Annotated in this window: 11 protein-coding genes; 1 reads left to right on the top strand and 10 read right to left on the bottom strand. The window is 59.1% G+C overall.

Annotated features, from left to right (window positions below; genetic code table 11):
- Positions 1-92 precede the first annotated feature (92 nt).
- The 9 genes from ACOYXE_RS28760 to ACOYXE_RS28800 form a co-directional block, all read right to left on the bottom strand.
- Positions 93-1,007 carry a glutamate/aspartate ABC transporter substrate-binding protein gene (locus ACOYXE_RS28760; RefSeq protein ID WP_095112346.1) on the bottom strand — a complete coding sequence of 305 codons (915 nt, stop codon included), beginning with the start codon at positions 1,005-1,007 and terminating at the stop codon, positions 93-95.
- Between the two features lie 261 nt (positions 1,008-1,268).
- Positions 1,269-2,528: a tryptophan permease gene (gene mtr, locus ACOYXE_RS28765; protein ID WP_460927176.1), complete on the bottom strand. Its 1,260-nt coding sequence runs from the start codon at positions 2,526-2,528 to the stop codon at positions 1,269-1,271.
- Between the two features lie 136 nt (positions 2,529-2,664).
- Positions 2,665-3,993, bottom strand: a complete 1,329-nt coding sequence (locus ACOYXE_RS28770; RefSeq protein WP_160059258.1) for an amidase family protein — start codon at positions 3,991-3,993, stop codon at positions 2,665-2,667.
- A gap of 30 nt (positions 3,994-4,023) precedes the next feature.
- Entirely contained in the window at positions 4,024-5,733 is a 1,710-nt protein-coding gene (locus tag ACOYXE_RS28775; protein ID WP_160059257.1) for an NAD(P)/FAD-dependent oxidoreductase, read from the bottom strand.
- Positions 5,734-5,751: 18 nt separating this feature from the next.
- Complete coding sequence (locus ACOYXE_RS28780; RefSeq protein ID WP_160059256.1) at positions 5,752-6,237, bottom strand: aromatic-ring-hydroxylating dioxygenase subunit beta; 486 nt, start codon at positions 6,235-6,237, stop codon at positions 5,752-5,754.
- Positions 6,218-7,516: a Rieske 2Fe-2S domain-containing protein gene (locus tag ACOYXE_RS28785; RefSeq protein ID WP_160059255.1), complete on the bottom strand. Its 1,299-nt coding sequence runs from the start codon at positions 7,514-7,516 to the stop codon at positions 6,218-6,220. The genes ACOYXE_RS28780 and ACOYXE_RS28785 overlap by 20 nt, the downstream gene beginning before the upstream one ends.
- Before the next feature lie 14 nt (positions 7,517-7,530).
- Positions 7,531-8,463 carry a flavin reductase family protein gene (locus ACOYXE_RS28790; RefSeq protein ID WP_160059254.1) on the bottom strand — a complete coding sequence of 311 codons (933 nt, stop codon included), beginning with the start codon at positions 8,461-8,463 and terminating at the stop codon, positions 7,531-7,533.
- Complete coding sequence (locus ACOYXE_RS28795; protein WP_160059253.1) at positions 8,460-8,876, bottom strand: DUF4440 domain-containing protein; 417 nt, start codon at positions 8,874-8,876, stop codon at positions 8,460-8,462. The genes ACOYXE_RS28790 and ACOYXE_RS28795 overlap by 4 nt, the downstream gene beginning before the upstream one ends.
- Positions 8,857-10,224, bottom strand: a complete 1,368-nt coding sequence (locus tag ACOYXE_RS28800) for an MFS transporter (protein ID WP_160059252.1) — start codon at positions 10,222-10,224, stop codon at positions 8,857-8,859. The genes ACOYXE_RS28795 and ACOYXE_RS28800 overlap by 20 nt, the downstream gene beginning before the upstream one ends.
- Positions 10,225-10,329: 105 nt before the next feature.
- Between ACOYXE_RS28800 and ACOYXE_RS28805 the strand changes: the two genes are divergently transcribed.
- Entirely contained in the window at positions 10,330-11,217 is an 888-nt protein-coding gene (locus ACOYXE_RS28805) for a LysR family transcriptional regulator (RefSeq protein WP_160059251.1), read from the top strand.
- Between the two features lie 296 nt (positions 11,218-11,513).
- Here the strand turns inward: ACOYXE_RS28805 and glpD are convergent, their stop codons facing one another.
- Positions 11,514-13,049 (bottom strand): glycerol-3-phosphate dehydrogenase, encoded by a 1,536-nt coding sequence (gene glpD / locus ACOYXE_RS28810; protein WP_460927181.1) that lies wholly within the window; start codon positions 13,047-13,049, stop codon positions 11,514-11,516.
- Positions 13,050-13,068: the final 19 nt, after the last annotated feature.

Genomic DNA, 13,068 nt, shown 5'->3' on the forward strand with positions numbered 1-13,068 from the left:
CACCGGTTCGAGTGTTTCCAGAAAATGCCAGCAGGGAGTGACCATCCCCTGAAAAAGCAGAAGCCTCCTCAGGGGATAAGGTTAGTCAGAAATCAGGATTTCTTGTCGTCAGCCGCTTTGTCGGTCGGATTGGCGATCAGGGCCTTGAGCTCGTCGCTCATCGGGAAGTTCAGATTCAGGCCTTTTGGCGGAATCGGCTGCATGAACCACTTCTCGTAGATCTTGTTGATCGCGCCCGAAGCGTAAGTGGCCTTGATGGCGTCATCCACAGCCTTTTTGAACGGCTCGTCGCCTTTGCGCATCATGCAGCCGTAGATTTCGTACGACTGTGGAGTGCCGGTCACGGCCCAGTCGGTGGCTTTCTTGGCCTTGGCGGCTTCACCGGCCAGCAGCGCGTCGTCCATCATGAACGCAACGGCACGACCCGATTCCAGCATCTGGAAGGATTCACCGTGGTCTTTGGCGGAGATAACGTTCATGCCCATCTGTTTGTCGGCGTTCATCGCTTTCAGGATGCGCTCGGATGTGGTGCCCGCGGTGGTCACGACGTTCTTGCCTTTGAGGTCGTCGAAATCCTTGTACTTGGAGTCAGCCTTGGACAGCAGACGAGTACCGATTTCGAAGATGCCGACGGAGAAATCAACTTGCTGCTGACGCTCGACGTTGTTGGTGGTGGAGCCACACTCGACGTCCACGGTGCCGTTCTGCACCAGCGGGATACGGGTCTGCGAGGTCACCAGATTGTATTTGACTTGCAGGTTTGGCAGGTCGAGGTCTTTCTTGATCGCTTCGACGATGGCCAGCTGGATATCGTGGGAGTAGCCAACCGGCTTGCCGGAAGCGTCAGCGATGTAGGAAAACGGGATGGAGGCGTCGCGGTGGCCCAGTGTGATCACACCGGACTCTTTGATCTTCTTCAGGGTGCCGGTGAGTTCGGCGGCGAAAACTGGCGTGCTGATCAGAGCGGCCGCAATGGCTGCGCCCAGGATATGGGGAACGATGCGCATCAAATTTTCCTCGAATTGTTTTTTTTATGGAGCCAGTTCGTCGGCCCTTTTGTGCTTCGAATGCCTGACGGCTCCTGAAGTGTTGGCGCAACAGGCATTCGTCGAGAGAGTGTAGAGCATGACTCGTGCCAGACCAGTCGCCGATAGCTAAGCTGATGATTTATAACGTTATTAAAGTTTTGTGGCGGTATTTTTTACCTTGGCTGATCCGGTTAGCCGAATCGACCGTGAAGTCGCGTTCGGAAAACCGAACGCAGTGCCTCAGCGCCACACTGGCAGACAATCCAGCACGAACAGCACATGGGAGGTCGCGCAAATTACCCCGAAAAACAGCACCAGCGCGATCATCGGCGTGCCGCCCCACACGCGATAACGCGGGCTGCCAAAGCGTTTGCGCGAAGCCCGCGCCAGCAGCGCCGGGGTGATCACCGCCCACAACGTTGCCGCCAACCCGGCGAAGCCGATGGCATGCAGAAAACCTTCCGGCCAGAGAAAACCACCGAGCATCGGCGGCCCGAACGTCACGGCTGCGGTCTGCAGGCGACCGAGGGGGCTGTCGTCGAACTTCAGCACATCGGCCAGGTAATCGAACAGACCCAGGGTTACCCCGAGAAACGAACAGGCTACGGCGAAGTTGGAAAAAAACGTCAGCAGCAAATCGACATTGGCGCTGTTGAGCCGTGCACCCAGGGCGCTGATCAGCACATCGATGTTGCCGCCGCGCTGGGCGATGTCCTTGAACGTGTCGCGGGGAATGTTGCCCATGCTGCAGAGCATCCACACCAGATACAGCGCGAGTGCGATCAAGGTGCCGCCAACCAGACAGGCGCGAATCCGCTGTGGATCCTTGCCGTAGTGCTTCATCAGGCTCGGCACATTGCCGTGAAAACCGAATGAAGTCAGGCAAAAGGGCAGGGGCACCAGCAAATAGGGCCAGTAGTGGCTGTCGCCGCTGTTCAGATCAAGCAGCGTGGTGCTTTGCACATGGCCCAGCAAACCGCCGAAGGTCAGAAAGAACGCGAGGATTTTTGCCCCGAACACCAGCGTGGTTATGCGACTGACCGCTGTGGTGCTGAGCCAGACAATGAACGCCACCAGCAGCGTGAACCCCAAACCGCCGGCGCGCGATGACAACTCAAGCCCGAAGGTTTGCGCGGTGTGGTGAATCACTGAGCCGCTGGCGGAAATGTAGGCGTACGTCAGGGTGTACAGGACAAAGACAATGCTCAAGCCGTTCAAACGGCTCCAGCTACTGCCGAGCAGATCGCGGGTGATCGTGGAGAAACTCGCCCCTTCACGGTAGTTGAGATTGGCTTCAAGAATCATCAGGCCCGAGTGCAACGTGCAGAACCAGGCAAACAGCAGCACGGCAACCGAGCCGTAGAACCACAGCCCGGACATGATCACCGGCAGCGAAAACATGCCGGCACCGACGATGGTGCCGCCGATGATCATGGCACCGCCGAGGATCGACGGCGAACGTTCGACAGCGGGAACGGAAGATATTGAGGTGACGCGCATGGCAAGGCCCGCAATTTGAATTGTTATAGGTGCATCGACGCAGAGCCCCTGTAGGGGCGAGCCTGCTCGCGAATGCGGTCTGGCAGACGAAGTTGATGTCGACTGACACGACGCCTTCGCGAGCAGGGATCGTGGGTTAACCGATGTCGAGCAGGTGCGTCAGATGCTGCACATTCGCCAACAAAAAGCCGTCCTGCCCCGGCAACGCATCAAACGACAGGCCCACCGGCAACTCACCCGCCGCAGCCACCGGAACGCTGATACTCGGCGCCGCCAGGTTGCTCGCCGGGTCGGTGTTGCGCACGAAGGTTTCGAAGTTGCTCTCATCCGCGCAAGCGCTGAGCAGTGGCGCGCTGCAAGTGACGGTCGGGTAAGCCAGCAGATCCAGTTGATGGCGGCTGAAGAGGGCGCGGTATTCCTTTTCCAGACGCAGTTTGCTCATCAATGCCTGCACGTAGTCGGTGTAGGAAATCGCCGGGCTTTCCAATTGGGCAGTGAGGATTTTCTTGATCGCCGGGTCGCGAATCTGCGCGAGGATGTCGAGGAACTGTTCGCCGCGGCCTGCTTTCATCAGGAAGCGTGGAAAGTCGATGAAGAACTCATAGATCGGCAGGGGAAACTGGATGCTCTCGTTGATCTCGCCAATCACGGAATCGTCGACCGGCACGATGATCACGCCACGCGCGGCCAGGTTATCGATGGCCGCGCGGCAAGCGCGTTGCACATTGTCAGCGAGGTCGGTCCAGAGAAAACACTCGGGAATGCCAATGCGCAACGGCCGGGTTTCTGCCTGTTGCAGGCTGCCGGTCAGTTGTGCGTGAACGAACTGGCAGTCTTCCACGGTGCGGGTCAGCAGGCCCGGGGTGTCTTTGGTTTGTGACACCGGGACGATGCCATCGGCGGGGTACACGCCCGTAGTCGGACGAAACCCGACGATGCCGCAGAACGCCGCCGGTATCCGCACCGAGCCACCGGTGTCGGTGCCGACCGCGCACGGGACCAGCCCGGCGGCGACTGCCGCCGCGCAACCGCCGCTGCTGCCACCGGCACTGTGGCGTTCGTTGGCGGGATTGATCACAGCACCATGGGAATGGTTGGCCGAGGTCACGCCGAACGACAATTCGTGCATGTTGTTCTTGCCGACGATCTGCGCACCCAATTGCCGAAAGCGCTCGACGATGCCGGCATCGGCCTGCGGCACATAGTCGGCCAGCCCGGGCGTGCCGGCGGTGGTCGGCAGGCCGCTGACATTGATGTTGTCCTTGAACGACACCGGCAGGCCATACAGTGCGCTGTCGCGCGCGGCAGCATTTGCCTTGAATGCTGACGGGTCGAAGGTGATGAAACTGTTCAGGTGTTGCATCTGCACGTGGCGCTCGCGCAGGGCGTGCTGCCAGGTGTCCGGGCAGTGTTGACCACTGCGAAAGCCGTTGACGAGCTGTTCAATTGAAAGCTGGCTGTACATGGATGATTCTCGGCGTGGAAAGGGACTGGGTCAGCAGTAGCGGTACTGCGAGTGCAAGTCGTCGAGCGGGTTGCCGGCAATCAGGTCGCCGCCCAGGCTGCTGATCACCGCGCACGCGCCATTCAGCGCGGTCTGGATGGCGCCTTCGGCCCAGCCGCCAGTGAACGAGGCGCCGCAACCGGCCAGGTACAAACCGGTGTCCTGTTTCGGGTCGAGTGCGGTGCGGAACTGATAGAACAGGCGCTCGGAGTAAATATCGTCACCGGGGAAATTCAGCTTGAAAGCGCCCAGCGCGTGTTTGTCGGTCAACCAGTCGTACTCCAGAACGTAACGCTGGTAGTCACCGTCCAGCGGCAGCAGATGGCTGGCAAAATCCGGTGCACTCATCGCCAACTCGTCGACCAGACGCAGGCAGCGCTGCACTTTGTCGGTCATCGAAACCATCTTGTGCGAGTCGTCTTCCCAGGTGTAGCTGATCAGCACCACGCCCCAGGAATCCGGATCGTGCGGCGCGTAGTCGAGGCAATACACGCCCTTGACCAGGGTGTCGGTCTGGATGTTGTGCGCCAGGCCATGTTTGAGCCAGAACTTGTCCTTGGTCAGGATGAACAACTTGGATGAACCGACCATGTGCGTTTCGTTGATCGCCCGCGCGACGTCGCGATTGACGAAGGCCTGGTTCTGCGTGAGCTTGAGGTTCACTTGCAGGGCGCGGGTCGTGGTGGTGGTGATCACCCGGTCGCAGGCGTAGGTTTCGCCATTGCTGCCGGCCAGCAGAATCTCGCCGTGTGCTCCCTTGTTGATCGACTCGATGCGCGTGCGGCAAATCATGTCGCGCACCTGAATTCCGTTGAATTCGGTGTCGGCAATCCGCTCGGCCAGCGAGGAAATACCGTTGGGCACCAGACGCTGATTGACCTCCAGCGCATTCACGACCAGCCGCAGGATTTCGGTGAACGAGGCGCGGTACACCGACTGGAAACCGCCGGAGCCAATGCCCAGCGAGCCGAACAGATGGAAGTCTTCAGGCTTGCGCCACGGCTTGCCGCCCGGCGGTTTTTTGCTGGTGAAGATGCGCACCATCGCCGAGTAAAACGAGCTGTCGCCGAAACAGTCCAGATAGCGTTGCCACTCGGGCTGCACTTCGCAGTAATTGTGCTGCTTGAGCAATTCGGTGATCAGCAGTGGCGGTGCCAGGCACGTGCCGTCATCGAGGGTCACGCCTTCGCTGAGAAACGCGATCCAGCCTTGGTGCACAGTGCTGAACAGCGCCGGCGGCGGCTGCATGGCCGCCCAGTGATGAGCTTCGCCGCGGTAGTGAATTTCAGTGTCGACAACGCCCGGGTCAGGAAACGCTTCGGTGGTCTGGATGCCGAAACGATTAAGGTAATGAAACAGACCGACTTCACTCGGCGGAAAGCGCATGGCGCCCATTTCCGCGATGAATTGCGGCTTTTCCTCATCAAAACACTGCGTCAGCAGACGCCCGCCGACATGCTCAGGTTCCGCTTCAAACAACGTCACGCGACGCGCACCGGCGCGCAGCAATTCGTAAGCGGCGACCAGCCCGCTGAGGCCGGCGCCGACGATGCCGATGTGTTTTTCGGCAGTTTCCGCTGGCAGATAACCAATCGCCTCATCGGCACTGCGCAGGAACTGGCCATAGTCATACAGCAGATCGACGTAGGGAAAAGACAGGCACGCGGACGCCTGACTGCAATCATGGGGAATAGGCTTCACAGGGGACTTCTCGATCAATCAGATAATTAACTGCAGGCTTTCAAGGGCGCGTGCGGGGTTGAGCAACAGGATCTTCTTGCCGTGAATCTTCCACGTGCCATCGATGTTGATCAGTTGATGTTCGACGGTTACCGGGTAGTGCCATTCGTTGTCGCCGCGCGCTTCGCAATAGAGCATGTTGGAACTGGCGAAGGCGCTGAACGTGGCTGCGTCGAGGGTGATGCGCGGGCGCTGGGCGATGTGCAGGCTGCGACTCTTCGGTTGCTGGGAAAAGTTGCGCGCATTGGCCAGCCGGTTGATCCGCAGCGTGGTCAGAAAACGGTCTTCGTACACTAGTGATGATTCGTGCAACGGGCTGACCTGCTCACGGGTCATGGGAATCCAGTAGTGGTAGTCATCGCTGAGCAGTTGCTGCCAGGCGGCGAAATCCTGCTGGTCGAGCAAGAGCAGTTCGGTTTCGATCAGTTGCTCGATTGCGTGGTGATTAGATTGATCGTGTTGCATGGTCGTCCCGCATCAAGTGCTGCCAACTGTTATAGAAATTACGCATGGCCATTTCGCTGGTGCCGGACACCACTTGGGTTTGCGCATAGGATTCGTTCGGGCTGAACAGGCGGGCGACGTTGACCCATTCGTTGGCGTCGCTGCCCAGGCCTTCCATGGCCCGTTCGTACATTTCCACGTCGTCGTGGGCGACCATCGAGCACGGCGAGTTGATCAGGTTGTTGTACTGCACGGTTCTTTCCAGCAACTGCACGGGGGCGCCTTGCAGTTCGAAGATCCACGACTCGACGATGGTTTCGCGGGCGCTGACCGGTTTGATCACGCGCAAGGTCTGGATCGGTCCCTTGACCATCAGGTTGGGGAAATACACGGTGTTGTGGCGGGTGTCGTCGAGGATCGCCCGGGCCTGCTCTTCACCGTAGCTTTCGACCATCAAGTCCCAGTAACCGGGGATGTCGGTGTACGCCTTGTGGATCGAATTGCTGACCCCGGTGTGCCCGTGGCCGTTGGGCCAGACCCGAATGCCCATGCCGGCGAAAAACTCGTAGGAGGCCATGAACGGCGAGAACAGTTCGACCGCCATCGGTGGCTTGCCCTGATCACCGGTTTCCTGCCACAGGCGGATGGCTTCGCCGGCCGAAGATTCGTGGGCGATCATCGGGTGGCAGGTGTCGGTCTGGTTGTCGACGACCATTTTCCAGTTGCAGCGATGGCGGTGCAGCAGTGGCTGGCCGATCACTTTCAACTCGCCTTGCGGCGAGCGCATGACCATGTTGTCGAGCGTCGACAGCGACTCACCAAAAAACTCCTCGAAGCCGAGGCCTTCTTCCGTCAAACGGACAAAGACGAAGCCGCGATAGTTGTGCACCGCGTTCACCGGGCGCATGCCTTTGTGCGCAGAACAACTGCTGAGGTCGCAGTCGTCGTATTCCTTTTTCACTGGAATGCTCAGCAGCTCGCCGTCAGTCTTGAACGTCCACGCGTGGTACGGGCAACGCATGAAGCGGCCGACATTACCGCGGGCTTCGGCCAGCACTTTCACGCCTTTGTGCGGGCAGCGGTTGTGCAGCACGACGATGCCGCCGTTCTTCTGCCGAACCATCGCCAGCGGCTGTTGCGCGAGGGTGGTGGTGAAGTAATCGCCGGTCTCGGGGATCAGGCTGTCGTGACCCAGGTAGCACCAGCTCGCGGCAAACACGCGCTGTTGTTCCTGTTCGAAAAGCGCCTGATCAAGGAACAGAGATTTATGCACTTCTCTGCCATTGAAATAGTTGTCCAACGGGGTGTCCTCTCTCAGATCGCCAGTTTCAGGCGCGGGCTTTTGGCGCGGGAGACGCAGGGGTAGATTCGCGCACTGCACGCCGCTTCCTGTTCGCTCATGATGAAGTCGCGGTGATCGACATCGCCCTCCAGTACATCCAGCGCACAGACGCCGCATTCACCACGACGGCAGTCGTACAGCGGATCGAGTCCGGCCGCCTCCAAGGCTTCGAGCAACGACTGTTGCGGGCCGACATTGACGCTGATGCCGGAGTCGGCCGCCTCGATGACAAAGCCTTGCGCGGCGTCATCGCGGGCAACGTTGAACACTTCCAGATGGATCTGCTCACGCGCCAGGCCAACGCTTTCGGCATGGCTGAGCACTGCGCTGAGCATCGCCGCCGGGCCGCAGACATACAGACGGTCATCGGCGCTCAAGTCGGCAAGCACCTCGCTGATTGCCGGGCGACTGCCGGAGAGGTGCAGTTGCAGGCGTTCTTGCAGCTGTTCTTGCAGGTGCCGGGCGTAGACCGCGTCGTCGGCGCTCTTGGCGAAGTAGTGCAGGTGCGCAGGGCGGTTCAACGCGTCCAGGTGGCGCAGGATGCCGGTCAGCGGCGTGATGCCGATGCCGCCGGCAATCGCGATATCGCGCCCGCTGTCAGCATTGAGCGGGTAGTTGAAGGTGTTCAGCGGACCTTCAAGTTCCACGCTGTCATTGACCGCCAAGGTGCGGATGTACTGGCTGCTGGCGGAGTCCGGCGAGAGGCGGATGGCGAAGGTGAACTGACCATCCGCAACCTCGTCCACATGCACAGTCGAGTAATGCCGACAGTCGTCCAGCCCCGGGATCAGCCATCTGAAGTGCGCACCGGCATGAGTCATGTCTGACAAGGAGGCTGGACCGCTGACGGTGACTTCCTTGATCGACGCCGAGAGCATCCGGCAGTGGGTGACGGTGTATTTCATGCAGGCTTTTCCTGGCTGATCGGTGTTTCGTGCAGGTACAACCACTGGACGTCGTGGTGCTGGACGCGAAGGATCGCCAGCGAAATACGCGAGGTTTCGCTTTGATTCAGACGATGGGTTTCCTTGTAACGCAGGGCTACGGTCGAGCCTTCGTGCCAGACCGTGTGCAGGTCGCTGATCAGAATCTCCAGACCTTTGCGGGCCCCGACAGCGCCGCTGAACAGTTGCTCGACTTGCGCCCGACCGACCACGGCGGCCGACGTGGTGACCATGCTGAAGTGCTCGGCGAACACCGCCATCAGCGGGGCGATGGCGTCTGCGCCGGCCCCGTCGGCGTCGGTAAAGACGCGGTGAATCAGTTCGTGCACGTGATGAATACTGTGTTGCGCTCGTTCAACCAGGTTGTTGTTCATGGCATTCCTTTGGAGGGTTCAATTGACTCATCTGAAACAGCGGGAACAGCCCGACCAGTGCCGCAATCGCGAACGTCGCGTGATAGGCCTGTGTGGTGTCGAACTGCTTGAGCAGCACATTGAAGATCATCAGAAACAACGCGGCACCGAGGCTGAACGACATCTGCCGATTGATGTTCCAGATCACGCTGGCCTTGTGCGTATCGCCACCGGCGAAATCCATCAGCGAGGTGGTTTGCGCGGTGTTGGCGCCGATACCGCCACCGATGCCCATCAGGCTGTAAGCGATGACGATCACCCACAGGTCCGTCGGCGCGTTGACCAGAATCAGCGTGGCGATGCCGGCGCTGTGCAGCAGCATGCCGAGGGTGAACAGGCGTTTCGCGCCGACGCGGTTGTAGACCCGGCCGCAAATCGTCATCGCAATGAACGCGCCGATGGCATAAAGGATCATGAACATCCCGGTCAGTCGGGCGCTGAAGTGCAGGGTGTTCTGCAGGAAGAAAATGCTCATCAGGTTGACCCCGGTGAACACGCCGGGAATCGCGTAATAGATGAAGATCGAGGTGCTGAGTTTTTTACTTTTGAGCAGGCTCAATTCGATAATCGCGTTGCTGCAGCGGCGGTAGTGCCGCAGGTACAGCGCGATGAACAGCAAACCCGCCGCGACACAGCTCAACGCGGCCAGCGCCGGGTAGTCGCCGCCGTACAGCGACATGCCCATCAGCAGGCTGGCGAGTGCTGCGCTGACCAATAGCAGGCCTTTGATGTCCGGACGAGGCAGGTCCGCTGGTTTGCTTTCCTTGATCCACAACCACGACAGCCCGGCGGCGATCAGCGAGAACGGAATGTTGCTGTAGAACACCCAACGCCAGGAACTGCTGTCGACGATGATGCCGCCGACTGTCGGCGAAATGGCCGGGGCAATCAGCGCGACGGCCATCACCAGTGTGGAGATCTTGGCCCGCTGCTCGCCCTGAAACAGATTGAAGGTCAGTGCCTGACCGACCGGAATCAGCAAGCCACCACCGACGCCCTGAACGAACCGCCAGATCACCATTTCATGGAAACTGTCGGCCATGCCGCACATCCACACAGAACCGGTGAACACCAGCATCGAAGCGGTGAGAATCTCGCGGCTGCCAAAACGCCCGGCCAGCCAGGTGCTGACCGGAATAATCAGGGTCAGGCCCAGAATATAAGCATTGGCGACCCATGCCACCGATGAAGTACTGACCTGTAAAGTTGCCGATATACTCGGCAATGCCACAGCCGACATAAATATGTTTATACAGTCAATAAAAAAGCCGATCAAAAAGATTAGCGCAATCTTGTAGCGATAGTTCATGTTGTATCCCCTTTGCCGCGCAGCATAGGGGCGATGGACTTGAAGTGTCGATACGACTATGCTTAAAACAATGTTTGACAGGATTTAACAGTGAGCCATAGCGCCATGCATTCTCATCTTAATCGGGTCCAGACGTTTCTCGCGGTGGTGGATTTTGGTTCTTATACCAAAGCCGCAAATTATCTGAGTATCAGCAAAGCCATGGCCAGCCTGCATGTCAAGGCGCTGGAAGAAGTTTTGTCGGCAACGCTGTTGATCCGCAATACTCGCAATATATCGCTGACCGAAATAGGTCAGGAGTTTTATGAGGAGTTCAAGGGGATTGTCGCGGACATCGACAATGCCTTCGATAATGTTCTGAAAGGTAATAATCGGGTCTCCGGAAAGTTGCGGATTAGTTCAACCAGTGAATACGGTGAAAAGTATATTTTGCCGTTGATCCCACTGTTCTCCGAGCGTTATCCGGAAATTCGCCTGTGCTACAACTTCAACTCTTCGTTGAATGATCTGGTGGCGGAAAAGCTTGATCTGGTGATTCGTCTGGGCAACTTGGCGGATTCGGCATTCAAGAGTCGCAAGTTGGCCGATTATGAAATCGTGCTGGTGGCCACCGAGGCATTTCTCGCCCGGTATCCGGTGCGGGAACCGCAGGATCTGAACAGCGTGCCGTGGATCGCCAACAGCAATTTGCAGGCGCCGACCCAGTGGACATTACGTCATGGGTCAGGGCAGGGCGTCGAGGTTGGCGGTACCAGCCACTTCGAATCGAACTCGTCGACGGCGATTCGCTCGATGACGTTGTCGTCGCTGGGCGTGTCGGTTCTGCCGGCTTGGGTGGTGGCAGATGACATTGCCGCCGGACGTCTGGTGCGCTTGTTGCCGGAGTATTCGCTGCCTTCGCAGTCAATCAATGTGGTATTTCCCAACACCCCGCATCTGCCGCACAAGTCGCGGGCGTTCATTGATTTTCTGTTGTTGCATTTGGCGCAGTGATGCAGGCTTAAAAGCCCCTCACCCTAGCCCTCTCCCAGAGGGAGAGGGGACTGACCGCGTCGTCCTTGCGACTTACGCCGACCTGAAATATCGAGCCGACCTCAGAGTTTGAAAAGCCCCGATCGGCTCTTCCCTTTCCCTGCGCGGTATTTGAACGCCCCCCAATCTGCTCCCTTTCCCCCTCGCCCCCCTTGGGGGGAGAGGGCTGGGGTGAGGGGGGCTGGATCTCATTGGCACAACAAAAAGCCCCTGAATCTCACAACTCAGGGGCTTTCGTTCAAGCGACGATCCGAAAATCAGGCCGCTTCGATCTTGCGGTTCTGTTCAACCTTGCCCAGATATGCGGCCAGTTTTTCTTGCTCCGCCGGCGTTGTGAACAAGCCCAGTTTACTGCGGCGCCAGAGAATGTCGTGCGCCGTGGTTGCCCACTCTTCGCTGCACAGGTAATCGACTTCACGGGTGTAGAGCCCGCCGCCCAGGTGCTCGCCCATGTCCGCCAGGGTTTCCACACCTTCAAGCATGCGCCAGGTGCGGCTGCCGTAGGTGGTGGACCAGCGACGAGCGATCTCGGTCGGCACGAAGTCGAACTTGTCGCGAATCTGCGCGCACAAAGCCTGTGGCGTGGTCATGTCTTCGCCGCCGGGCAGGGTAGCGGTGGCTGTCCAGCTCGGGCGCATCTGGGTGAAGAACGGCAGCAACTGCGCCATCGCCGACTCAGCGAGTTTGCGGTAGGTGGTCAGCTTGCCGCCGAATACCGACAGTAGTGGCGCTTCTTCGCCGCCAGCCGACAAGGCCAGGGTGTAATCGCGGGTGACAGCCGACGGGTTGTCGGATTCGTCGTTGCACAGTGGGCGTACACCCGAGTAACTGTGCTGGATGTCGTCACGGCTGATCTGCTTTTTGAAGTGCGCGTTGACCACTTTCAGCAGGTAATCGGTTTCGCCTTCGGTGATTGCCACTTTCGCCGGATCGCCGGTGTACTCGCGGTCGGTGGTGCCGATCAGGGTGAAGTGGTTCAAGTACGGAATGGTGAAAACGATGCGCTGATCTTCGTTTTGCAGAATGTGCGCGTGATCGCCTTCATGCAGCTTCGGCACGATGATGTGGCTGCCCTGAATCAGGCGGATGCCGTACGGCGACTCCATCTTCAGGTCATCACGAATGAACTTGGCGACCCACGGGCCGGCGGCGTTCACCAGCGCTTTGGCGGTGATCGAAAACAGGCTGCCATCGGCACGTTCCAGGTTCAGGTGCCACAGGCCCTTGGCACGGCGGGCGCTGACGCAACGGGTCTGAGTGTGCACGTGGGCGCCTTTTTCGCGGGCGGCCATGGCGTTCAGAACGACCAAACGAGCATCATCGACCCAGCAGTCGGAGTATTCGAAGCCTTTCTTGATTTCGCTTTTCAGCGCGCTGTCGGCGCCGAACTTCAGGCTTTTCGAACCTGGCAGTTTTTCGCGCTTGCCAAGGTTGTCGTAGAGGAACAGGCCGGCACGGATCATCCACGCCGGGCGCAGGTGCGGACGGTGCGGCAGCACGAAGCGCATCGGTTTGACGATGTGCGGCGCCTTGGCCAGCAGCACTTCGCGTTCGGCCAGCGCTTCACGCACCAGACGGAATTCATAATGTTCGAGGTAGCGCAGGCCACCGTGGATCAGCTTGCTGCTGGCCGACGAGGTGTGGCTGGCCAGATCGTCTTTCTCACAAAGGAACACCGAAAGCCCGCGACCGGCGGCATCCGCTGCGATCCCCACGCCATTGATCCCGCCGCCGATAACGGCGATATCGTAGATCTCGGAGATTGGGGGCGTACGCAAGGTAGAGGTGGACATCGGCTGGCCTCGGGTTCTT

The sequence above is a fragment of the Pseudomonas sp. MC6 genome, assembly GCF_054790575.1.